Here is a 22,730-nt window from a genome sequence, read left to right on the forward strand (position 1 = left end):
TTGAAAGCGAAGGAAGAAAGTGTTGAAAACGGTTACAAAAATACAGACGAATTGACGTTTGTGTGTCATAATAATTTCAGACATCATCATAGAGATAGATGGGTGTAAAAGTAAGGGGGACAATCAGATGGAAAAAGTGTTGCGCGATGGATTTATCTACATGTCACAAAACAAAACACTCAACAGTTTGGCAAAGAAATATGGCCTACGATTTGGTGCATCACGCTTTGTAGCAGGTGAAGACTTTAAGGCGTCTGTTCCGACGATTCGCGAACTAAACGCGAAGGGCTTGTCGGTCACAGTCGATCATCTCGGGGAATTTATTCAGACAGTCGAAGAAGCAAATACGAATCGCGATGAAATTATTCGTGCGGTTGAAATTATGGCAGAAGAGAAATTAGATGCCTATATGTCACTCAAACTGACGTCACTCGGATTCGATATATCGGACGAGTTGATCGAAGACAACATGCGTCACATTTTGACGGTCGCACGAGAAGTAGGGGTCTTTGTGGCCATCGATATGGAAGATGAGCAGCGTTGTGAGAAAACGCTTGAGCTGTTCAAAAAGCTGAAAGCGGAATTTGATGGCCTCGGGACGGTCATCCAATCGTACTTGTACCGCTCAGAAGATGATATTAATCATCTCGCGCCGCTCAAGCCGAACCTCCGCATTGTCAAAGGGGCATATAAAGAGCCAGCGACGGTCGCGTTCCCAGAAAAAGAGGACGTCGACCACAATTACTTGAAACTCGTCAAACTCCACCTTGCGAACGGAAACTACGCATCCATCGCGACACACGATGACCATATGATTGACGACGTGATCGAACACGTCAAAGAAAACAACATTTCGCTCGACCAGTTCGAGTTCCAGATGTTATACGGCATCCGCGTCGAGCGTCAACTCGAGCTCGTGCGCCAAGGATACAAAGTCCGTGTCTACGTGCCATACGGTCGTGACTGGTACGGTTACTTCATGCGCCGTCTCGCGGAACGTCCGGCGAACGTGGCGTTCGTGTTAAAAGGAATGGTGAAGAAATGAGAAAAGCACGAACATCTGTCGAGGATGTTCGTGCTTTTTTAATGTATTGATAACGTCGATTTGTTCGGTCCTCTATATAGCGGAGGTGCTACGGTTTCTTGTTCTCGTCCTCACTTACCCAAAACTCCGGACCGATTTGATCGGACAGCCAAAAGAACAGTTCTTGATGTTCTTCTGGATGCACATCATGCAGAGCACCTGGATTGAATATATACTGTTTATTTTGAATAAAGTCTTTTCGGATGAAATCAGTCATATGGTACGGACCATATCCGTAGGAAGTATTTACGTCAGGCGGAGGATTTTCTTCCATTCGAATAGACATATGTGCTTGCGCTAAAAATGTAAACATTCGCGCGAGAGCGAGATAGCCTTCGGCGTTGCTAACGAAGTTGACGCCTGCTTCATTCAAATTGATTTCCATCTTGGCATCATGGTCAAAATGCGGATCGAACTCTAAAATATCTTCGTCGTGCTCTTCGTCGTACGCATCATCATTGTATTGGTTTGTCATTGACTAGCCTCTATATTTACCTATTTGTCATTATTATACTCAGTGTACGACGTAGATGGTCAGGTTGTTTTTCAGTGCCAGGTAAATGCGTCCGTCGGCACCCTGACTCATGCAGGATTGCCTGCTGAAAGCACGGGCGCCGAAAGAATGCACTGCACAAAAAGAAGACTCAGCTACGAACTGAGTCTTCGATCGATTATCCGTTCACGACCGTCCCACCGTTGACGTGAATGACTTGACCACTGACATATGTCGAATCATCGCTTGCGAGATAGACGTATGCTGGTGCGAGTTCAGCCGGTTGCCCCGGGCGCTTCATACCGGAAGAGTTCCCGAACGATTTCACTTTCTCCGCGTCAAACGTTGATGGGATGAGCGGTGTCCAAATCGGTCCCGGGGCGACCCCGTTGACACGAATCTTCTTATCCGCCAAGTTTTTGGCGAGGGAGCGGGTGAAAGCCGTGATGGCGCCTTTCGTCGACGCATAGTCGATCAGTTGGTCGTTTCCTTCATATGCCGTGATAGAGGTCGTATTGATGATGCTCGCCCCTTCTTTTAAATAAGGGAGAGCCGCTTTCGTTAAGTAAAACATGCTGAAGATGTTCGTGCGGAACGTCTTCTCGAGTTGTTCGTCCGAGATATCGAGGAGCGATTCCTGCGGATGCTGCTCGGCGGCGTTGTTGACGAGAATATCGATGTGTCCGAACGTTTCGAGCGTCTCTTCGACAACTTGCTGGCAGAATGAAGATTCCCCGAGATCCCCTTGAAGGAGCAGACAGGCTTGACCTAAGTCCTCGATCCGTTCTTTCGTCGCTTCCGCGTCCTCAAGTTCGTTTTGGTCTTTGTAGACGATGACGGAATTCGCGCCTTCATGGGCGAAGAAAATGGCGACCGACTTCCCAATCCCAGAATCCCCACCTGTGATGATAGCGACCTTATCTTTTAACTTGTCACTTCCTTTATAATCTTCTCGTTCATAGATGGGGAAAGGTTCCATCTTCGAATCGATCCCTGGTTGATGCGCCTGTTCTTGGGCACTCTTTTGGAACGACTCAAAATCCTTTCGATTGCCGGTAGTATTTAGACGATTATCACGCATTCATACATTCCCCTTTCTGATATTTGACTCTTTTTGTTTATACCACACCCGTTGAAAACTAATCGTTCAATCAAAAAATGGAATGAAATTGAAAAATGAACGCTTGCGAATGAATGTTCATTCATTTATGATAGAAGAGTAAACACGATGGTGATTGCGATTTTTTTTACGCGTGAAATGAATCACTATTCATTCTCATTTTAGGGGGGAACACTATGACGAGTCACATCGAACAATCAACCGACCTCCGTTTGACGAACTCAATTCGTTTTGCGGTCGTCATCGGTTCAGGAGTAATGGGGGCGGGGATTGCGGCTCTCTTGGCGAACGCGGGGATACGTTCGCTCATGCTCGACATCGTACCACGTGAATTGACAGCCAAAGAGGAAGCGAAAGGATTGACGCTCGAGTCACCTGAAGTACGGAATCGTATCGCCTCAGAAAACCGGCAAAAGCTATTGAAACAAAATCCAGCACCACTCGCGACAGCCGACCACCTCAACTTCATCGAAGTCGGGAACTTAGAGGATGACTTGGAGCGCTTGAAAGAAGCGGACTGGATCATCGAAGTCGTCGTCGAGCGCCTCGATGTGAAGCAACAGCTCTTCGAGAAGATTGCACCTTACATCCGTGAAGATGCGATCCTCAGCTCGAACACGTCAGGGATTTCAATCGAAGCGATGGCAAGTGCCCTTCCGGAAGGATTGAAATCACGCTTCCTCGGCACGCACTTCTTCAACCCACCGCGTTACTTGAAGTTGCTCGAACTCATCCCGACGGAGCAGACAGCCCGTCCGGTCATCGACTTCATGTCACGTTTCGCGGAAGACCGTCTCGGAAAAGGTGTCGTCGAAGCAAAAGACACACCAAACTTCATCGGGAACCGCATCGGGACGTACGGCCTTCTCGTCACGTTCGAAGAGATGCTCAAGCAAAACGCCTCAATCGGAGAAATGGATTCAATCACGGGTCCACTCATCGGTCGTCCGAAATCGGCGACGTTCCGCACACTTGACGTCGTCGGAATCGACACGTTCGTCCACGTGGCAGGTAACGTCTATGAGACACTCGAATCAGGCGAAGAGAAGGACACGTTCGACGTTCCCGCAGAAATGAAGCAACTCGTCGAAAAAGGCTGGATTGGACAAAAGGCCGGTCAAGGCTTTTATAAGAAAGAAGGCAAGGTCATTCAGGAATTGAACCTTCAGACGTTCGAATACGAACAATTGAAAGCGATTACAGGTGCTGAACTCGATCAAATCAAGTCACTTCCTGGATCGAAGGCGAAATTGAAAGGTGCTATCTTTAACAAAGGTCGCATCGGACAACTGCTCTGGCCAATCACGGCGAAGACGCTCGCTTACTCGGCGCGTCTCACTGGAGAAATCGCCGATACGATCGTCGCTATCGATGACGCGATGAAGTGGGGCTTCGGTTGGAAGTTTGGACCGTTCGAAATGTGGGATGCCCTCGGTGTTGAAAAATCAGTCGAGCGCATGAAAGCGGAAGGTTATGACGTCCCGGCATGGATCGATGAGATGCTTGCTGCAGGTAATACGTCATTCTACAAGGGAGACCAGTATTACGATAAAGCGTCGAAGGCGTATGTCGAGAAGACCGTCAACCCGAAAGAATTGAAACTCAAACCGCTCGCAAAATCAAACGGTATCATCTTAGAGAACGGTGGGGCACGCCTCGTCGATATCGGCGATGACGTCGTCGCACTTGAATTCACCTCACCAAACAACGCAATCGGAGTCGACATCATGCAGATGATTGAACAATCGATCGACCGTGTCGAGCAAGACTTCAAAGGGATGGTCCTCGCCAACGATGGCAAGAACTTCTGTGTCGGCGCGAACCTTGCGATGATGCTTATGGAAGCAGAAGACGAGAACTGGTTCGAACTCGATTGGATCATCAACAAGTTCCAACAAGCCGTTCAAAAGATTCGCTATTCAAGTCGCCCGGTCGTCGCCGCACCATACGGCATGACGCTAGGTGGTGGGACGGAAATCAGCTTGCCGGCAGCGCGTATGCAAGCCGCGCTTGAGACATACATGGGTCTCGTCGAAGTCGGGGTCGGACTCATCCCAGGTGGGGGCGGAAACGTCAACACGTATCGTCGTCTCCTTGAGCAGACGCCAAAATCGATGCAAAACATTGAGAAGGCTGCACAGCAGACGTTCGAGAACATCGCGATGGCGAAAGTATCGAAGTCGGCATTTGATGCGAAGACGCTCGGTTACCACCGTGCGGTCGACGGAATCTCAATGAACCGTGACCACTTAACGTTCGATGCGAAACAGACGGTCCTTGAACTGGCTGACGGGTACACGGCACCCGTTCGCGAGAAGTTACCGGTCGTCGGTCAAACGGGTAAAGCGACGCTCGAACTCGCGGCGTATGAAATGTTCTATGGTGGTTATATTTCAGAGCACGATTTGAAGATCGCGAAGAAACTCGCACACGTCATCAGCGGTGGCGATTTGGCATACGGTACGCTCGTCGACGAGCAGTACTTCCTCGACATCGAGCGTGAAGCCTTCTTGAGCCTCATCGGGGAGCCGAAGTCGCAACAACGGATGCAACATATGCTCGTGAAAGGCAAACCACTACGGAACTGATAAAGGGGGACAAAACAGATGAGGGAAGCAGTCATCGTAGCCGGCGCACGGACGCCGGTCGGAAAAGCAAAGCGCGGTTCGTTCCGTAACGTTCGTTCGGACGAGCTCGCGGGATATGCCATCAAGGCAACGCTTGAGCGTTCAGGATATAAAGGCCCGATTGATGACGTCATCATGGGTTGTGCGATGCCAGAAGCGGAGCAAGGGATGAACATCGCTCGCTATGCGGCGGTCCGGGGGGGACTGTCGCACGAAGTACCAGCGATTACCATCAACCGCTACTGCTCGTCAGGCCTTCAAGCTATTGCGGATGCAGCGGCAAAAATCATGATCGGTCAAGCGACGGCAATCATCGCCGGCGGTATGGAATCGATGAGCCAAGTCCCGATGGGTGGTCACGTCATCCGTCCAAACCCACACATCATGGAGACGGCACCAGAGTACTACATGAGCATGGGTCATACGGCAGAACGTGTCGCGGCTGAATATAATATCTCGCGTGAGGACCAAGATGCATTCGCCATCAACAGTCACCAAAAAGCGGCGGCAGCCATCGCAGGTGGCAAGTTCCAAGAAGAGATTGCCCCTGTGACGGTCATCGAGCACGTACTCGGTGAAGACGGAAAAGTCGCTGAAGTGGAGAAAGTCGTGAAGCATGACGAAGGTGTCCGTGCCGACTCGACGGTTGAAGCGCTAGGCAAACTCCGTCCTGCGTTCAAAATCAAAGGTTCGGTCACAGCAGGTAACGCCTCACAAGTTTCAGACGGAGCGGCAGCTGTCCTCGTCATGGAGCGTGAAGAAGCAGAACGCCAAGGGTTACAACCGATGGCGAAGTTCCTCTCGTTCGCGGTCGGCGGTGTCCGCCCGGAAGTGATGGGAATCGGTCCGATCGTCGCCATTCCAAAAGCACTCGAGATGGCTGGTGTGAAGTTAGAAGAGGTCGGATTGTTCGAGTTGAACGAAGCGTTCGCGAGTCAGTCACTCGGTGTCATCCGGGAACTCGGAATTGATCCGTCGAAAGTAAACGTGAACGGAGGCGCTATCGCCCTCGGCCACCCGCTTGGATGTACAGGAGCAAAACTTTCGGTCTCGATCTTGCATGAGATGAAACGACGCAATGAGAAGTATGGGGTTGTCACGATGTGTATCGGCGGCGGTATGGGCGCGGCTGGTGTCTTCGAATTACTTTAAGGGGGAATCGGATATGGAACGTACAGAACATGAATTGATTAAAGGCGGTAGCTTCGTCATTGACGAACTCGACGCAGCGCGTCTCTTCACTCCAGAGGATTTTTCAGATGAGCATAAGATGATCGGGGACACGACAGCAGGATTTGTTGATGACCGTGTCATGCCAGTCCTCGGACGCATCGAGAAACATGAGTTCGACCTCTCAGTCGAATTGTTGAAAGAAGCAGGAGAGCTCGGACTCCTCGGAGCAGACGTTCCAGAAGAGTACGGTGGCTACCAGCTCGATAAAATCTCATCTTCCATCATTACGGAGCGTTTTGCGAAAGCGCGTTCGTTTGCACTCAGCTACGGCGCACACGTTGGGATTGGGACGCTCCCGATCGTCTTCTTCGGATCAGAAGAGCAAAAACACAAGTACTTGCCAAAACTTGCGACAGGCGAATGGATTGCAGCTTACGCACTCACTGAGCCGGGCTCAGGATCTGACGCCCTCGGTGCGAAGTCAACAGCTGTCTTGAACGAGGCGGGCACGCACTACGTCTTGAACGGTGAGAAGCAATGGATTACAAACGCTGGTTTCGCAAACGTCTTCGTCGTCTACGCGAAAATCGATGGCGACAAGTTCAGTGCCTTCATCGTCGAGCGTGACTTCAAAGGAGTTTCAACAGGCGCAGAAGAGCAGAAGATGGGAATCAAGGGATCGTCGACACGTACGCTCATCCTTGAAGATGTTGAAGTACCAGTCGACAACCTTCTCGGTGAAGTCGGAAAAGGCCACGTCATCGCCTTCAACATCTTGAACGTCGGTCGTTACAAACTCGCAGTCGGAGCAGTCGGGTCTTCAAAACGTGCATTCGACCTCTCGGTACAATACGCGAACGAGCGCAAGCAGTTCAAGACACCGATCAGTCAATTCCCGCTCATCCAAGAAAAACTCGCAACGATGGCAGCGAATATCTATGCGATGGAAAGTTCGGTCTACCGTACAGGTGGCTTGTTCCAAGACAGCCTCGACGCACTCGGTGACGAGAATATGCGTGATGGATCGAAAGTTGCACAAGCGATCGCGGAATACGCGATTGAATGCTCACTCAACAAAGTGTTCGCTTCTGAAACATTCGACTATGTCGTCGATGAAGCGGTTCAAATCCACGGTGGATACGGATTCATGGCAGAATATGAAGTCGAGAACCTCTACCGTGACTCACGCATCAACCGAATCTTCGAAGGAACGAACGAAATCAACCGTTTAATCGTACCAGGTACGCTCCTCAAGAAAGCGATGAAAGGTGAATTGCCACTTCTCGCAGAAGCACAAAAACTTCAAAAAGAGCTCATGAGCTACATGCCACAAGAATTGGACGGCTCACCGCTCGCACGTGAGAAGATGCTCCTTGCGAACATGAAGAAAATCCACTTGATGGTCGCTGGTACAGCGGTACAGAAGTATCAACAAGACCTTCAAAACGAACAAGAAATCTTGGCGAAGATCGCAGACATGATCAGTGCCATCTACGCGCTTGAAGCAGCCATCGCTCGTACAGACAAAGCGATCGCACGTACAGGCGAAGAGAAGAACACGCTCAAAGTCCGCTACACAGAAATTTTTGCGGAGCAAGTATTCAAACAAGTCGAACTCATGGCGAAAGAAGTGTTGTACGCAGCGGCGTTTGGTGACGAGCAGCGTATGCTTCTCTCGGCGATGAAAAAGTTCAGCCGCTACCAGCCAATCAATGTAATCGGTACGAAGCGTGAAGTCGCAGCGAGCCTCATCAAAGCGAATAAGTTTATCGTCTAATCAAATTGACAGAAAGGGTGGACCGGACGCGGTCGGCCCTTTCTTTTTTTGAGCTCTGCCACGTACAATAGAGACGAGGGGGAGAGATGATGACAAAACGAGATGTATTACTCGACCGGATGGAACGAATTGGACGGTCCGTTGCCGAACATGACGGCACGCTCATGTTGCTTGCATTAGGATCGATTGGACAAGAGACGGAGCGGTTGGATGAGTATTCAGACCTCGATTTCTTTTTGATTGTCGAGGACGGGCATAAGGCACGCTTTATTGACCGACTTGACTGGCTCGAAGTCGAACCGCTTCACTATCAGTTCCAAAATACGAAAGACGGGCATAAAATCATGTATCATGACGGCATTTATGGCGAGTTCGCCGTGTTTGAACTGCACGAACTGGCGACCATCGCCTATACGCCAGGACGTGTCGTTTGGAGACGTGATGAGGCGCTAGATGTGTTCGCGACACCGGACCTCGCTATCGAGCGTCATACATCCTCTTATTACTACGAAGAAGCATTGACGAATCTATATGTGGGCTTGTTACGCGAACGTCGAGGGGAGACGCTTGCCGGATTCGAGCTCATCCAAGTCGCAGCCGTTCAAAATGTCTTGAAAGCAATCGGTGAACAAGGCGACGCCTTCAACCCGACACGTCGGGTCGAGTCGAGACATCCGCAGATGATTTCTTTCCTGTTGGGCGGGGTATTAGGATATGGCAGATCAGGCGTCGCGGCGTCGACCATCTTACGTTTTATCGAAGAGCGACATGTTGTCAACACGACGATGAAGCGAGAGATTGAGCGGTTGCTTGAGACGTGAATTGATTTCTCAGAATATGCTACATTGATGATAGAGGTGATGAACAGATGGTGACACTATACGGCTATCCACCATGCAGTACGTGCAAAAAAGCAGAAAAATGGTTGAAAGAGCAAGGCATCGATTATACATACGTCCATATCGTCGAATCGACGCCGACGAAAGAAGAACTCGCTGATTTATGGAAGCAATCGGATTTACCGCTCAAGAAATTCTTCAACACGAGCGGGCAAGTTTACCGGAATGAAGGAATTAAAGACAAGTTGCCACATTTATCAGAAGACGAACAACTCGAGTTATTAACGAGCAATGGTATGCTTTTGAAGCGGCCAATCGTCACAAATGGTGAAAAAACGACCGTCGGATTTTCAGAAAAGTCCTTTACGGACGTTTGGGGCTAAGTGCTATAATACAGATGTGAGTCTAATTCATTTGAGGGGGAAGTTAGGATGAGCAAAGTACCAGCAAATTTACGTTATTCAAAAGAACATGAGTGGGTAGAAGTGAACGGGACGAAAGCCCGCATCGGCATCACGGATTTCGCACAGAGCGAGCTAGGGGATATCGTGTTTGTCGAACTCCCAGAAGTCGATGGTACAATTTTGCTCGACGAGCCATTCGGTTCGGTCGAATCAGTGAAGACGGTCTCTGAGTTGTATGCGCCGGTATCAGGACGCATCACAGCAGTGAACGAGGACCTCGCGGATTCTCCAGAACTCGTCAACGAGTCACCGTTTGAAAACGCATGGATGGTCGAAGTCGAGTTGACGGAAGAGTCGGACCTCGACAAGCTCATGTCTGCGGAAGAATATGAAGCGATGATTCAAGGATAATCGAAATCGGCCTCTCCCGAATCGGAGAAGCCGTTTTTTTGTTTACTCGAAGTCGAGGCGGTAGTGATCGGATTTGATGAGCGTCGCTCGTTCAAACACGAGATAGAAGAATATTTTAAAATTTCAACAGAGCACGATTTTTGAATGAGAATCCATCGCCCATTATAATGACAGGAGAGGTGAGAAGAATGATTACAGACGGATACTTATATATATACGCCCCGATGTGTGGTACATGCGCTGTAGCGGAGAAAATGTTGACGGTCATCGAAGCGGTCGACCCTGAAATTAAAATTGAAAAGCGGGATGCGAACTATATTCCGAAAGAGCTCGAAGCGTATCAGGTGATGAGTGTTCCGGCACTATTGAAGCTTGAAAACGGCAAGGTGCGGGATCGTCTTTACGCGTTTCAAAATGTGCAACATGTCCTCTCTTTCGTAAAGTAAGAGAGGAACATTAGAATAATCTGAAAATTTTAAATAATCAGTTGACACAGAAAGTTCACGAATGGTATATTCATTACAACATCTTACTTGAACACAAAATAGGACGCGATATTCCCGACATCAAGACGTTTTGGCGAAGCCGCTGCTACACTTTACACGAATACACGTCAGTCTTCCCTTCGATTGTCCCCCAAAAAAATCAAGCGAGGAGAGACGTTTCGTATAATCGCACGGTCCAAGCTAAGATTGAGTGGTGATTGGTGAATCTCCCCCATGTAAGGGTGGAAATCTTGAACGGGCAAAAGATTCTCATCTATGGGCTGTCCTTCCGTGACTCAAGGTGCTACGTTCTGTGTCGTCCTCGGACGGCACCTTTTTTTAATTTTTTGAAAAAAGGATTTGACAGCAGAAAAAGCTGTCGCTATGATAAAGCTAATCGAATATACAACACTCTTATCAAGAGAGGCTGAGGGACTGGCCCTATGACGCCCAGCAACCGCGGAGTAATCCGAAATGGTGCTAATTCCAGCAAGGTGAAAACCTTGAAAGATGAGAGCAATCGTTGTCCGTACGATAAAGTGCGCACGTTTGCTCAAACGTGTGCGCTTTTTTTGTTGTCAGGAGGGAAATATATTGATTCAATTACGAAACGTCGCCAAATGGTTTGATACGAAAAATGGTCGTGTCCAGGCGGTTGATGATGTATCACTAACGATTGATCGCGGTGAAATTTTTGGAATAATCGGATATTCGGGGGCAGGGAAGTCAACGCTCATCCGATTGCTCAATCGTCTCGAATCACCATCAAGCGGTGAAATCGAAGTTGCCGGGAGCGAGCTGACGAAACTCAGCCCGAAAGAATTACGAGGTGTCCGTAAAAACGTCTCGATGGTCTTCCAACACTTTAACCTTCTATGGTCGCGTACGGTCGCAGAAAATATCAGTTTTCCGCTCGAGCTGATTGGGGTGCCGGCAAGTGAGCGGAAACGTCAGGTTCAAGAACTCGTCGAACTCGTTGGATTGGACGGTCGCGAGGACAGCTATCCGTCACAATTATCGGGCGGTCAAAAGCAGCGAGTCGGGATCGCACGCGCGCTCGCCACAAACCCAGAGGTGCTCCTCTGTGACGAAGCAACGAGTGCACTCGACCCGAAGACGACGGATTCGATTCTCGAGCTGCTCGTCAGCATCAATAAGAAACTCGGATTGACGATCGTCCTCATCACGCATGAGATGCACGTGATTCAAAAGATATGTCACCGAGTCGCCGTGATGGAAGCAGGAAAAGTCGTCGAGACGGGTCAAGTCTCTAATGTGTTCCAACATCCGAAACAACCGATCACGAAAGAGTTCGTCAAACAAATCGGAGCAGTCGACGATTTGTCGCTCACGTTCGAACATTTGAAGGAACGGTACCCGAGCGGTCAAGTCGTCAAATTGAAATTCTTGAACGAGACGGCAGAGCACCCGATTTTGTCTGACGTTCTTAAAACACATGACATCGGATTCAACATCATCGGCGGGAACGTGACACAATCACAAGTCGGTGCGCTCGGCACGCTATTCATCCAATTGATTGGGGAAGCAAGTGAAATCGAACGCGCCATCGCATCGATTCGTTCGCAATCCGTAGAAGTGGAGGTGGAAAGCGATGTTTCCTAACGTAGACTGGCAAATCATGATGGAACAGACTTGGGAGACGTTATATATGACGCTCGTCGCAGGCGTCGCGACATTTTTGATCGGACTCGCTTTAGGTTTGGTTCTCTATATTACAAACGAATCGCTATTATTGAAGAATCGTCCGATTTACGTCTTTGTCAGCGCGATCGTCAACGTGTTCCGTTCGATCCCGTTCATCATTTTGATCATCTTACTCATCCCGTTCACGCTGTTCTTACTCGATACGATGCTCGGTTCGACGGCGGCGCTTCCGGCGCTCATCATCGGCGCGGCACCGTTCTATGCTCGAATGGTCGAACTTGCGCTTCGCGAAGTAGACCGCGGGGTCATCGAGGCGGCAGAGTCGATGGGAGCGACGAAATGGCAGGTCATCTATAAAGTGTTAATTCCTGAAGCACTCCCGGCGCTCGTCTCCGGGATTACAGTGACCATCGTTGCAATCGTCGGCTATACGGCGATGGCCGGAGTCGTCGGAGGCGGCGGTCTCGGGAACTTGGCCTATTTGGAAGGGTTCCAGCGTTCACAAAACGACGTCACGTTCGTGGCGACGGTGCTCATCTTGTTGATCGTGTTCGTCATCCAGTTCATCGGTGACCGACTCGTCACGAAAATTGATAAACGTTCAGCATAATCACACATACATTTGGAGGGATTCATTATGAAAACTTGGAAAACAGTACTCGGATTGACAGCTTTATCAGCATTCACGGTTCTCGCGGCTTGCGGCGGAGAAGAGGCAGACTCGGGGTCTGGCGATGAAAAAACATTGATCGTCGGTGCATCGAACGTACCGCACGCTGAGATTTTAGAGCACGTCCAAGAAGAATATGAGGCAAAAGGGTACAAGCTTGAAATCAAGAAGTTCCAAGACTACGTACTTCCGAACAAGACGCTCGCGAGCGGGGAGCTCGATGCGAACTACTTCCAACATGAGCCGTACCTCAAGTCACAAATGACTGAAAACAAAGATTACAAATTTGCCTCAGCGGGTGGCGTCCACATCGAGCCGATCGGGGTCTACTCACAAACTTACAAAGCGCTCGATGAACTTCCGGAAGGGGCAGAAATCATCATGAGTTCATCGGTCGCTGACCACGGACGAATTCTTACGATGCTCCAATCAGAAGGACTCATCACACTCGCAGAAGGCAAAACAGTTGATGCGACAGTATCTGATATCGTTGACAATCCGAAAGACTTAGAGTTCAAGACGGACGTAGAAGCGACTTTACTCACAACGGCATTTAAAAATGGAGAAGGCGATGCGGTCCTTATCAATACGAACTATGCGATTGACGCAGGTCTCAACCCGCTTGAAGATGCCATCGCACTTGAAGGGGAAGATTCACCATACGTCAACTTAATCGTCACACATGAAGGGGACGAAGAAGATGAGCGCGTCAAGGCACTCCTCGAAGTGTTGACGTCTGAAGAGACACAGCAATGGATCTTAGACGAATACAAAGGTGCGGTCGTACCGGTACAACAATAAATCAGCTCGACTCAGGGGTCATCCCCTGAGTCTTTTTTTGTCTAGTGTTCTTTCATGAAGAGAAGTACACTACATATATGAAAGAAAAGGGGGGATTTGGATGAAGTTCAGACAGATTCATCCACTGACGTGGGGCGTCTTGTTCGGGACGTTTTTTGCACGACTGGCGACGTTTTTTGTCATGCCGTTTTTTGCGATTTATTTGGCCACGCTCGGCTTTTCAGCGAGTGTGATTGGAACGATTTTTGCCGTGACGGCACTTTCGGGCCTGTTCATGAGTTTCTTTGGAGGGACGCTATCTGACCGCTATGGACGAAAACAGCTCATGCTCATCGGGATTGTGCTCAATGCCGTCACGTTCGCAGGACTTGCGCTCGCGACAGAGCTATTTTGGTTTTACATGCTATCGATTTTGATGGGGATGTCACGCTCTTTTCTAGAACCGGCTTCACGTGCACTCATCAGTGACACGACCCAGGCCGAAGAGCGAGTCATCGTCTATAACGTCCGTTACTTTATGATCAACATCGCCGCAGCCATCGGACCACTGTTAGCAGTCGTGTTGTCACTAACTGGTGTGAAGACCGCCTTTTTTGTCGTGACCGCCGTCTACATCATATACGGCATGATCATCTCATTCTTATTCTATAAATATCCGTTTGAAGAAGGGGATGGAGTAAAGGTACGTCCGCGCCTGACGGAGACATTCCGCGTCTTACGGGACGATCGGACGTTTCGGGCGGTCATCATCGGTATGATTTTTGCAATCATCGGCTACAGTCAGTTCAATTCGACACTTCCTCAATTCATTGCGCTGAGTGATGGGTTAGAAGACGGCTCAAGATTATTTGCTTACTTATTGACGACGAACGCCATCACGGTCCTCATCGTCCAGTATCCGATTATGCGTTTCGGGATTCGTGTCTCCCCGATCAAATCGCTCTTTTTCGGCATCTCGACACTGTCGTTCGGGCTGTTGTTGATTGGATTTGCTACAGTGGAATGGGTCCTCTTTGTCGCAATGGTCATTTTCACGGTCGGTGAAGTGTTGATGTTCACGATGACGGACGTCTTAACGGATGAACTTGCGCCGGAACATTTGCGGGGAACTTATTTTGGAGCGATGGGATTGACGTCGCTCGGACAGACGATTGGGCCGATTATCGGGGGCATGTTACTCGATACGTTTGGTCAATCTTCGCTTCCGGTATTCGGTAGTTTGGCGATATTGACAGGATGCGGTTCCTTCTTCTTCGCCGCTGCTGTACGAGAACGAAAAGCTGTTCTCGCACTCGTGGAGGAGACTGCCGGCTAATGTCTTGATTTCCTACTATTAGCATTCTCAACTTTTATCCTTCTATTGAGAATGAATCGTAAGGTGAGTCGCTTGAAATAAAAAATCGACTAGTCTAAGATTAGAATATATCTAATCTACGCCAAATAATTTGGCGAGAAAATACGGAAGGGGTATCCGAATGTCTAACGTACCACAAATGAAAATTGATGACCTCCGCGTCTCAATCGAAGGAAAAGAGATTGTCAAAGGTCTTAACCTAGAAATTAAAGGTGGCGAAATTCATGCCATCATGGGTCCGAACGGGACTGGTAAATCAACACTCGCATCAGCACTCATGGGCCATCCACTTTATGAGGTCACTGGGGGAAGCGTCGAATTAAACGGCGAAGATGTCCTCGAGATGGAAGTCGACGAGCGCGCACAAGCAGGGATGTTCCTTGCGATGCAGTACCCGGCTGAAATCAGCGGTGTCACAAACGCGGACTTCTTGCGTTCAGCAATCAACTCACGTCGTGAAGAAGGTCAAGAAATCTCGCTCATGAAGTTCATCCGTGAACTCGATACGAAGATGGGGCTTCTCGAAATCCCTTCTGAAATGGCACACCGTTACTTAAACGAAGGATTCTCAGGCGGTGAGAAGAAACGTAACGAAATTCTTCAAATGATGATGATTCAACCGAACATCGCCATCTTGGATGAAATCGACTCTGGACTTGATATCGATGCTCTAAAAGTTGTCGCAAAAGGTGTAAACGAAATGCGCTCAGAAGAGTTTGGCTGCTTGATTATCACGCACTACCAACGTCTCCTCAACTATATTGAGCCAGATTTTGTACACATCATGATGGACGGGAAAATCGTCTTGTCTGGTGGTAAAGAGCTCGCACAACGACTCGAGGCAGAAGGTTACGACTGGGTGAAGCAAGAACTTGGAATGACAGTAGACACAGAAGCGTAAGGAGGCTGTACGATGACCGTACAATTTGAATTGGATGCACAAGCGTTGTCGGCACGTGCAGAAGCGCTCGGTGGACCAGCATGGATGGTCAACCGTCGTAAAGAGGCAGCAGAACTTGCGCCGACACTTGCTTTGCCAAAAGTTGAAAAGATTAAGATCGATAAGTGGGACTTCACAGCGGGAGATGTCGAACTCGAAACGAAAGACGGTTTGACAGCAGACATCGAATCACTTCTCGGAGACCACCGGACAAACGTGCTCGTTGAACGCAACGGTCATATCGTCTATAACGAATTATCGATGCCAGAAGGCGTCTTATTTATGGGAATCAAAGAAGCGATGGAGCAACATCCTGAGCTCGTTGAGAAATATTTCATGACAGAAGGCGTACGTGTCGATGAAGAGCGTCTTTCGGCGTTAAATGCTGCCCTCACAAATGGTGGTGCGTTTATCTATGTACCGAAAAACACGCAATTAAAAGATCCGCTCCAAGCGATCTTCACGATGGAACAGGCGAACGGCGCCCTCTATCACCACACGATCCTCGTCGCAGACGAAGGCAGTGAAGTGACATACATCGAAAACTTCCTTTCTGGTACGAACGAACCGCACACGGTCAACGTCGTGACGGAAGTGTTCGCTGGAGAGAACGCGAAAGTCGTCTTCGGTGGTGTCGATCAGCTCGCTGAGTCAGCACTCACGTTCATGAACCGTCGCGGTGTCGTCTATGCGAACGGTCGCCTCGATTGGGCGCTCGGTCACATGAACGACGGGAACTCGGTCGTCGAGACGAAGACGCACCTCGTCGGTGACAACACGTATTCGGATACAAAAGCTGTGACGATCGGTCGCGGTGCACAAAAACAAAACTTCAACATCCGTACCGACCACTTCGGGAAAGCATCTGAAGGATTCATCATGATTCACGGTGTTCAAAAAGACGCAGCGACTGCGATTTTCAGCGGGACATCGATGATTCACCACGGTGCGTCAAAATCGAATGGTGTACAAACAGAGCGCGTCTTGATGCTCTCTGAAAAAGCACGTGGTGATGCCAACCCGATTCTTCTCATCGATGAAGATGACGTAATGGCAGGTCACGCAGCATCGGTCGGTCGTGTCGATGATGTTCAATTGTACTACTTGATGAGCCGTGGATTGTCTCGCCAAGAGGCAGAGCGTTTAATCATTCACGGATTCTTGACGCCTGTCGTCGAAGAACTCGCAATCGATTCGGTCAAAGACCGTCTCCGCGAAGTCATCGAAGGGAAAGTACGTTAAGATGTTGAACGCCTCGATTCGTGAACAGTTTCCGATTTTAAATCAGGAAATCAATGGACACCCGCTCGTTTATCTTGATAGCGCGGCGAGCTCACAAAAGCCGCTCGCTGTCATCGAGGCGATCGAGGACTATTATCGTCGCAACCATTCGAACGTGCATCGTGGCGTCCATACGCTCGGGACGCAAGCGACGGATGCATATGAAGGAGCACGCGAACGCGTCCGCTCATTCATCCATGCGGCGGTTCCTGAAGAAATCATTTTCACTCGTGGAACGACGACGGCCATCAACTTGGTCGCATCGAGCTACGGAGATGCGAATGTCGGTGCAGGCGACGAGATCGTCCTCACTCCGATGGAACACCATGCGAACTTAATCCCATGGCAACAACTCGCTAAGCGAAAAGGCGCGACGCTTCGATACGTCGAGCTCACGCCGGACGGACGTGTCACACTTGATGCCGTTCAAGCGGTGTTATCAGACCGGACGAAAATCGTCGCGATGAGTCACGTCTCGAACGTGCTCGGGACGATTAACCCGATTGCCGAAGTCGCTCGACTCGCGCATGAAAAAGGTGCCGTCATGGTCGTCGATGCCGCACAAAGTGCACCGCACCGAAAATTGGACGTCCAAGCACTCGACTGTGACTTCCTCGCCTTTTCTGGGCATAAGATGCTCGGACCGACTGGAATCGGTGTCTTATACGGGAAGAAACAACTTCTCAAAAACATGGAGCCGGTCGAGTTCGGTGGCGAGATGATCGATTATGTCGATTTATATGAATCGACGTGGAAAGACATCCCGTACCGTTTCGAAGCGGGGACACCGATTATCGCCGGAGCGGTCGGACTTGCGGCAGCCATCGATTTCTTAGAAGAAATCGGTCTTGAGAACGTCGAAGCACACGAACGTGAACTCGCAACTTATGCGATCGAGCAGATGAAAACGATTGAAGGGATTGAGATTTACGGTCCTGAAGATCGCGTCGGCCTCGTCACGTTCAACTTGAAGGACGTACACGCGCACGACCTCGCGACAGTTCTCGATATGCAAGGCATCGCGGTTCGTGCCGGTCATCACTGTGCACAACCACTCATGCGTCTTTTGAAGCAATCATCGACGGCACGGGCGAGCTTCTATTTGTATAACACAAAAGAAGAAGTCGACCGCTTCATCGAGGGATTACGTCAAACGAAGGAGTATTTCAATTATGAGTTTTAATAATCTCGACATGTTGTACCGACAGGTCATCATGGATCACTATAAAAACCCAAGAAACCGTGGCGTCATCGAAGATGGCGTGACGGTGGACTTGAACAACCCGACGTGTGGGGATTCGCTTCGTCTTCAACTACAGGTCGAAGACGACATCGTCAAAGATGCGAAGTTTGAAGGAGAAGGCTGCTCAATCAGTCTCGCCTCGGCATCGATGATGACCCAAATCGTCAAAGGGAAAACAGTAGAAGAGGCGCTTCAACTCGCCAACATCTTCTCTGAAATGGTTCAAGGAAAAGAGTACGACACGGATACGTTTGACCTCGGTGATATCGAGGCGCTCTCAGGCGTATCGAAATTCCCGGCACGAATCAAGTGTGCCACGCTCGCGTGGAAGGCGCTTGAAAAAGGAGTAGACGAGGACGCGTAAGGAGAAGGAGGAGACCGATATGGCAAAGAACATGCCGGAAATTGGCGATTATAAATACGGCTTCCATGATCGGGACGTTTCGATTTTCCGTTCAGGCCGTGGCTTGACGACAGAAATCGTAGAGACGATCTCGCGCATGAAAGAAGAGCCACAATGGATGCTCGACTTCCGTTTGAAGTCGTTGGATCACTTCAACAAGATGGCGATGCCGACATGGGGCGGAGACCTCTCGGCACTTGATTTCGACGAAATCACGTACTATGTCAAACCATCTGAAAAGACAGAACGCTCATGGGATGAGGTACCAGAAGAAATCAAACGTACGTTTGACAAGCTCGGTATCCCAGAAGCAGAGCAAAAATACTTGGCAGGTGTCTCGGCTCAGTATGAGTCTGAGGTTGTCTACCATAGCATGCAAGAAGACTTCGAAGCCAAAGGTGTCATCTTCAAAGATACAGACACAGCACTCAAAGAAGACGAAGAAATCTTCAAAGAGTACTTCGGGAAGTTGATCCCGCCGACAGACAACAAGTTTTCGGCCCTCAACTCAGCTGTTTGGTCGGGTGGCTCGTTCATCTACGTACCAAAAGGCGTGAAACTCGAGCAACCGCTCCAGGCCTACTTCCGTATCAACTCGGAAAACATGGGTCAGTTCGAGCGTACGCTCATCATCGTCGACGAAGGCGCATCGGTTCATTACGTCGAAGGATGTACGGCACCGGTTTACACAACGAACTCGCTTCACTCAGCGGTCGTTGAGATTTTCGTCAACAAAGATGCATACTGCCGTTACACGACAATCCAAAACTGGGCGAACAACGTCTACAACTTGGTAACGAAGCGTGCTGTCTGTGAAGCGGGTGGATCGATGGAGTGGATCGATGGAAACATCGGATCGAAACTCACGATGAAATACCCGGCTGTCATCTTGAAAGGGGAAGGCGCACGTGGGATGACACTCTCGATCGCCCTCGCTGGTAAAGGACAGCACCAAGACGCAGGCGCGAAAATGATTCACCTCGCACCGAACACGTCGTCGTCAATCGTCTCGAAATCGATTTCGAAACAAGGCGGAAAAGTATCATACCGTGGAATCGTCCACTTCGGCCGTAAGGCGAAGGGCGCGCGCTCGAACATCGAGTGTGACACGCTCATCATGGACAACGAGTCGACGTCAGATACAATTCCGTACAACGAAATCTTGAACGATCAAGTCTCACTCGAGCACGAAGCGAAAGTCTCAAAAGTGTCAGAAGAGCAACTCTTCTACCTCATGAGCCGTGGAATCTCGGAAGAAGAAGCGACAGAAATGATCGTCATGGGCTTCATCGAGCCATTCACAAAAGAATTACCAATGGAATATGCGGTCGAAATGAACCGTCTCATCAAGTTCGAGATGGAAGGATCGATTGGATAATCGTTTAAAGGACGGACTCCTTAAAAAAAGGGGTCCGTTTTTTGTTATGTCTATCCCGTATGTAGGGTATGCTAAACAAGAGAATGATTCATGGAAAGGAAAGATTTATATGTCATATATTCTGGATAAAGATCATATTGATCCAAAAGACATCACCCGTATCGCCGTCATCGGTGCCGGTTGGGTTGGGGTCAGTTTTGCTTACCAATTATCGACGGCTGCCCTTTGTGAAGAGCTCGTTTTAATCGACTCGAACCATGCCAAGGCGGAAGGGGAGGCGATGGACCTCAATCACGGCATCTCCTTCGCCCCGACACCGGTCCGGATTTGGGCAGGTGATTACTCGGATTGTAAAGACGCAGACATTGTCGTCATCACGGCAGGGGCAGCACAAAAGCCGGGTCAGACGCGGATGGACCTCGTCGACCAAAACGCCAAGGTCGTCCGCACCGTGACAGAAGAATTGATGAAGAGCGGATTCGACGGTATCTTAGTCGTCGCTACGAACCCGGTCGATGTGGTGGCGCACGTCGCCTGGAAAGCATCGGGCTTACCGAAAGAACGCGTTATCGGTTCAGGCACCGTGCTGGATACGGCACGACTCCGCTACAAACTTGGAGACTATTTCGAATTGTCATCACGGAACTGTCACGCCTACTACATGGGTGAACATGGCGATACCGGTTTTGTTGCGTGGCATAACGCCCGCATCTATGGGAAGAGTATCGATGAACTGTTAGCTGAAAATGAAAAGTATCAGTTTGAACACTTGGAAGACATCTATACAGAGGTACGAAACGCCGCCTATCAAATCATTGAGCATAAGAACGCTGCCTACTATGCGATTGGGGTCGGTTTGCTTCGCATCATTCGGGCCATCGTGCGAAATGAAAACTCTGTCGTGACGATCGGCGCCCACTTAGACGGCGAATACGGGGCGAGTGACGTGCATATCGGCGTACCGGCCTTGATTGACCGGAGCGGCATTCGCAAAATCATCGAGATTGAATTGACGGACGAAGAACAACAGAAGTTTGATGCGTCGGTACAAGCCATCAAGGCGGGAATCGAGAAGGTCGAACCCGCATCCTAAAAAATCCGACTGCGCGAGCAGTCGGATTGTTGGTTAAGACGCATTTTCTTCGGCAATATCTTTTTTATAATACTTCTCTGACGTAAAGAACTCGTTCGTCAATCGTTTTACTTCACTGCTTAAAAGTAGGACGGCAATCATGTTCGGGATGAGAATCATCGCGAGCATCAAGTCGAGGAAGTTCCAGATCATCTGCGCTCCACCGATCGACCCGATGACGATGGAGACGATATAGACCGCCTTCATGACCTTACCTGCGGTCAACCCGAACAAGTACTCGGCCTGACGTGAGCCGTAAAAGATGATGACGATGATCGTCGAGAGCACGAAGAAGATGAGTGAGATCGTGACGAGTAAACTTCCTGTGTAACCGAAGTATTCGCGGAAAGCGATTGTCGTCAAGGCAGCAGGGTCTTCCATCGCACCGTCAGCCGTCCAGACACCTGAAGAGAGAACGACGAATGCGGTCGTGCTACAGATGATGAGCGTGTCGATGACGATACCGATGACCGCCCAGAACCCTTGTCGTACCGGATGGTCAGTCTGTGCGGCGGCATGGGCGATTGGTGCCGTCCCAAGACCTGCTTCATTCGAATAGAGTCCGCGGGCGAAGCCCCAACGAATCGTCTCGGCGACTGCGGCCCCAGCGAATCCGCCGAACGCTGCCATTGGCTCGAACGCATAAGAAAAGATGAGACTGAGCACGTCTGGGATTTCAGATAGGTTCATCAAGACGATCACGAGTCCGGCCCCGACATAGACGAGTGCCATACCGGGTACGACGATCTCGGTCACTTTAGCGATGCGCTTCAGTCCTCCGAAGACGATGATGCCGACGAGACAAGCGATGAGAATACCGGTGATGAGCGTATTCCCATTGAATGTTTCACGGACTGCGGAGCTAACAGCGTTTCCTTGAACCATGATACTCGGAATGAGTTCGACCATAAGCGCGAAAGCGAACCAAGTTGCGAGCCATTTCCACCGAAGTCCTTTTGCTATGTAATAGACCGGTCCCCCGACGAATTCGCCGGCATCATTTTTTTCACGATAGTGGACGGCCAACACGCTCTCTGAGAATTTGATGGCCATGCCGATGATGGCGATGACCCACATCCAAAAGATGGCGCCCGGTCCCCCGAACATAATCGCTGCAGGTACACCGATGATGTTCGCGGCCCCGACTGTTGAAGAGAGGGCTGATGTTAATGCTTGTCTCGGGCTGATGTCGCCTTCACCTTTTGGTTTTTTGAAGATGCTGCCAAACGTTTGCTTGAATATGTAGACGGGATAACGAAACTGAAAAAAGCCGAGCTTGATCGTGAGGAAGACACCGGATAAGACGAGTAACGAGATGATAGGCACGCCCCAAAGCCAGTCCGAAATCGTTGTCACGAAAGTAATAAAGTCATTCATAAAACCACTCCAATTCCATTATTTTACTTAAATACTGTTTCCTAAAGTAAGGACATCTAAACATCTTTGTCAA

General features: G+C 49.6%; 21 protein-coding genes and 1 riboswitch. Of the genes, 18 read left to right on the forward strand and 3 right to left on the reverse strand.

What is annotated here, in order from left to right; all coding sequences use genetic code 11:
* Positions 1 to 127: 127 nt before the first annotated feature.
* Positions 128 to 1,045, forward strand: a complete 918-nt coding sequence (locus tag KNO76_RS09090; RefSeq protein ID WP_214884943.1) for a proline dehydrogenase family protein — start codon at positions 128 to 130, stop codon at positions 1,043 to 1,045.
* Positions 1,046 to 1,133: 88 nt separating this feature from the next.
* Here the strand turns inward: KNO76_RS09090 and KNO76_RS09095 are convergent, their stop codons facing one another.
* Both KNO76_RS09095 and KNO76_RS09100 read right to left on the reverse strand, forming a co-directional pair.
* On the reverse strand, positions 1,134 to 1,559 hold the full coding sequence (locus KNO76_RS09095) for a hypothetical protein (RefSeq protein WP_214884945.1): 426 nt from the start codon (positions 1,557 to 1,559) through the stop codon (positions 1,134 to 1,136).
* Between the two features lie 196 nt (positions 1,560 to 1,755).
* Positions 1,756 to 2,658: an SDR family oxidoreductase gene (locus KNO76_RS09100; protein WP_214884947.1), complete on the reverse strand. Its 903-nt coding sequence runs from the start codon at positions 2,656 to 2,658 to the stop codon at positions 1,756 to 1,758.
* Positions 2,659 to 2,873: 215 nt separating this feature from the next.
* Between KNO76_RS09100 and KNO76_RS09105 the strand changes: the two genes are divergently transcribed.
* The 17 genes from KNO76_RS09105 (at position 2,874) to KNO76_RS09185 (ending at position 21,241) form a co-directional block, all read left to right on the forward strand.
* Positions 2,874 to 5,285, forward strand: a complete 2,412-nt coding sequence (locus KNO76_RS09105) for a 3-hydroxyacyl-CoA dehydrogenase/enoyl-CoA hydratase family protein (protein ID WP_214884949.1) — start codon at positions 2,874 to 2,876, stop codon at positions 5,283 to 5,285.
* An 18-nt stretch (positions 5,286 to 5,303) separates the two neighbouring features.
* Positions 5,304 to 6,476, forward strand: a complete 1,173-nt coding sequence (locus KNO76_RS09110) for an acetyl-CoA C-acetyltransferase (RefSeq protein WP_214884951.1) — start codon at positions 5,304 to 5,306, stop codon at positions 6,474 to 6,476.
* Positions 6,477 to 6,489: 13 nt separating this feature from the next.
* Positions 6,490 to 8,274, forward strand: coding sequence for an acyl-CoA dehydrogenase family protein (locus KNO76_RS09115; RefSeq protein WP_214884952.1), 1,785 nt, complete (start codon positions 6,490 to 6,492; stop codon positions 8,272 to 8,274).
* Between the two features lie 89 nt (positions 8,275 to 8,363).
* Positions 8,364 to 9,095 (forward strand): hypothetical protein, encoded by a 732-nt coding sequence (locus KNO76_RS09120; protein WP_214884953.1) that lies wholly within the window; start codon positions 8,364 to 8,366, stop codon positions 9,093 to 9,095.
* 47 nt (positions 9,096 to 9,142) lie between these two features.
* Positions 9,143 to 9,496, forward strand: a complete 354-nt coding sequence (locus KNO76_RS09125; protein WP_214703446.1) for an arsenate reductase family protein — start codon at positions 9,143 to 9,145, stop codon at positions 9,494 to 9,496.
* 48 nt (positions 9,497 to 9,544) lie between these two features.
* Positions 9,545 to 9,928, forward strand: coding sequence for a glycine cleavage system protein GcvH (gene gcvH / locus KNO76_RS09130; protein WP_026825478.1), 384 nt, complete (start codon positions 9,545 to 9,547; stop codon positions 9,926 to 9,928).
* A 188-nt stretch (positions 9,929 to 10,116) separates the two neighbouring features.
* Complete coding sequence (locus KNO76_RS09135) at positions 10,117 to 10,374, forward strand: thioredoxin family protein (RefSeq protein WP_214884954.1); 258 nt, start codon at positions 10,117 to 10,119, stop codon at positions 10,372 to 10,374.
* Positions 10,375 to 10,824: 450 nt separating this feature from the next.
* A riboswitch (SAM riboswitch) is annotated at positions 10,825 to 10,930 on the forward strand.
* A gap of 77 nt (positions 10,931 to 11,007) precedes the next feature.
* Positions 11,008 to 12,036 carry a methionine ABC transporter ATP-binding protein gene (locus KNO76_RS09140; RefSeq protein ID WP_214884955.1) on the forward strand — a complete coding sequence of 343 codons (1,029 nt, stop codon included), beginning with the start codon at positions 11,008 to 11,010 and terminating at the stop codon, positions 12,034 to 12,036.
* A complete protein-coding gene (locus KNO76_RS09145; protein WP_214884956.1) occupies positions 12,026 to 12,688 on the forward strand; it encodes a methionine ABC transporter permease in 663 nt (220 codons plus the stop codon). Before KNO76_RS09140 ends, KNO76_RS09145 begins: the two co-directional genes overlap by 11 nt.
* 27 nt (positions 12,689 to 12,715) lie before the next feature.
* Positions 12,716 to 13,549, forward strand: a complete 834-nt coding sequence (locus tag KNO76_RS09150; RefSeq protein ID WP_214884958.1) for a MetQ/NlpA family ABC transporter substrate-binding protein — start codon at positions 12,716 to 12,718, stop codon at positions 13,547 to 13,549.
* A 100-nt stretch (positions 13,550 to 13,649) separates the two neighbouring features.
* The gene (locus KNO76_RS09155) at positions 13,650 to 14,864 is read left to right on the forward strand and encodes an MDR family MFS transporter (RefSeq protein ID WP_214884960.1); all 1,215 of its coding nucleotides are present in this window, start codon (positions 13,650 to 13,652) and stop codon (positions 14,862 to 14,864) included.
* Positions 14,865 to 15,042: 178 nt separating this feature from the next.
* Positions 15,043 to 15,804, forward strand: coding sequence for a Fe-S cluster assembly ATPase SufC (gene sufC, locus KNO76_RS09160; protein WP_214699955.1), 762 nt, complete (start codon positions 15,043 to 15,045; stop codon positions 15,802 to 15,804).
* 12 nt (positions 15,805 to 15,816) lie between these two features.
* Positions 15,817 to 17,085: a Fe-S cluster assembly protein SufD gene (sufD, locus tag KNO76_RS09165; RefSeq protein ID WP_026825485.1), complete on the forward strand. Its 1,269-nt coding sequence runs from the start codon at positions 15,817 to 15,819 to the stop codon at positions 17,083 to 17,085.
* Between the two features lies 1 nt (position 17,086).
* Positions 17,087 to 18,307, forward strand: a complete 1,221-nt coding sequence (locus KNO76_RS09170; RefSeq protein WP_214884962.1) for a cysteine desulfurase — start codon at positions 17,087 to 17,089, stop codon at positions 18,305 to 18,307.
* Entirely contained in the window at positions 18,297 to 18,731 is a 435-nt protein-coding gene (gene sufU / locus KNO76_RS09175; protein ID WP_026825487.1) for a Fe-S cluster assembly sulfur transfer protein SufU, read from the forward strand. Before KNO76_RS09170 ends, sufU begins: the two co-directional genes overlap by 11 nt.
* 19 nt (positions 18,732 to 18,750) lie before the next feature.
* Positions 18,751 to 20,148 (forward strand): Fe-S cluster assembly protein SufB, encoded by a 1,398-nt coding sequence (gene sufB, locus KNO76_RS09180; RefSeq protein ID WP_214884965.1) that lies wholly within the window; start codon positions 18,751 to 18,753, stop codon positions 20,146 to 20,148.
* Positions 20,149 to 20,257: 109 nt separating this feature from the next.
* Complete coding sequence (locus KNO76_RS09185) at positions 20,258 to 21,241, forward strand: L-lactate dehydrogenase (RefSeq protein ID WP_214884967.1); 984 nt, start codon at positions 20,258 to 20,260, stop codon at positions 21,239 to 21,241.
* Positions 21,242 to 21,274: 33 nt separating this feature from the next.
* Here KNO76_RS09185 and KNO76_RS09190 read toward each other — a convergent pair whose 3' ends face one another.
* A complete protein-coding gene (locus KNO76_RS09190; RefSeq protein WP_214884969.1) occupies positions 21,275 to 22,657 on the reverse strand; it encodes an alanine/glycine:cation symporter family protein in 1,383 nt (460 codons plus the stop codon).
* Positions 22,658 to 22,730 lie beyond the last annotated feature (73 nt).

It is taken from the genome of Exiguobacterium sp. s101 (genome assembly GCF_018617835.1).
GTDB classification, from domain to species: domain Bacteria; phylum Bacillota; class Bacilli; order Exiguobacteriales; family Exiguobacteriaceae; genus Exiguobacterium; species Exiguobacterium marinum.

Excerpts from the sequence above, each read along its gene's own strand:
- KNO76_RS09090 (WP_214884943.1), top strand. The coding sequence starts at position 128 with ATGGAAAAAGTGTTGCGCGATGGATTTATCTACATGTCACAAAACAAA.
- KNO76_RS09095 (WP_214884945.1), bottom strand. The coding sequence starts at position 1,559 with ATGACAAACCAATACAATGATGATGCGTACGACGAAGAGCACGACGAA.
- KNO76_RS09100 (WP_214884947.1), bottom strand. The coding sequence starts at position 2,658 with ATGCGTGATAATCGTCTAAATACTACCGGCAATCGAAAGGATTTTGAG.
- KNO76_RS09105 (WP_214884949.1), top strand. The coding sequence starts at position 2,874 with ATGACGAGTCACATCGAACAATCAACCGACCTCCGTTTGACGAACTCA.
- KNO76_RS09110 (WP_214884951.1), top strand. The coding sequence starts at position 5,304 with ATGAGGGAAGCAGTCATCGTAGCCGGCGCACGGACGCCGGTCGGAAAA.
- KNO76_RS09115 (WP_214884952.1), top strand. The coding sequence starts at position 6,490 with ATGGAACGTACAGAACATGAATTGATTAAAGGCGGTAGCTTCGTCATT.
- KNO76_RS09120 (WP_214884953.1), top strand. The coding sequence starts at position 8,364 with ATGACAAAACGAGATGTATTACTCGACCGGATGGAACGAATTGGACGG.
- KNO76_RS09125 (WP_214703446.1), top strand. The coding sequence starts at position 9,143 with ATGGTGACACTATACGGCTATCCACCATGCAGTACGTGCAAAAAAGCA.
- gcvH (WP_026825478.1), top strand. The coding sequence starts at position 9,545 with ATGAGCAAAGTACCAGCAAATTTACGTTATTCAAAAGAACATGAGTGG.
- KNO76_RS09135 (WP_214884954.1), top strand. The coding sequence starts at position 10,117 with ATGATTACAGACGGATACTTATATATATACGCCCCGATGTGTGGTACA.
- KNO76_RS09145 (WP_214884956.1), top strand. The coding sequence starts at position 12,026 with ATGTTTCCTAACGTAGACTGGCAAATCATGATGGAACAGACTTGGGAG.
- KNO76_RS09150 (WP_214884958.1), top strand. The coding sequence starts at position 12,716 with ATGAAAACTTGGAAAACAGTACTCGGATTGACAGCTTTATCAGCATTC.
- KNO76_RS09155 (WP_214884960.1), top strand. The coding sequence starts at position 13,650 with ATGAAGTTCAGACAGATTCATCCACTGACGTGGGGCGTCTTGTTCGGG.
- sufC (WP_214699955.1), top strand. The coding sequence starts at position 15,043 with ATGAAAATTGATGACCTCCGCGTCTCAATCGAAGGAAAAGAGATTGTC.
- sufD (WP_026825485.1), top strand. The coding sequence starts at position 15,817 with ATGACCGTACAATTTGAATTGGATGCACAAGCGTTGTCGGCACGTGCA.
- KNO76_RS09170 (WP_214884962.1), top strand. The coding sequence starts at position 17,087 with ATGTTGAACGCCTCGATTCGTGAACAGTTTCCGATTTTAAATCAGGAA.
- sufU (WP_026825487.1), top strand. The coding sequence starts at position 18,297 with ATGAGTTTTAATAATCTCGACATGTTGTACCGACAGGTCATCATGGAT.
- sufB (WP_214884965.1), top strand. The coding sequence starts at position 18,751 with ATGGCAAAGAACATGCCGGAAATTGGCGATTATAAATACGGCTTCCAT.
- KNO76_RS09185 (WP_214884967.1), top strand. The coding sequence starts at position 20,258 with ATGTCATATATTCTGGATAAAGATCATATTGATCCAAAAGACATCACC.
- KNO76_RS09190 (WP_214884969.1), bottom strand. The coding sequence starts at position 22,657 with ATGAATGACTTTATTACTTTCGTGACAACGATTTCGGACTGGCTTTGG.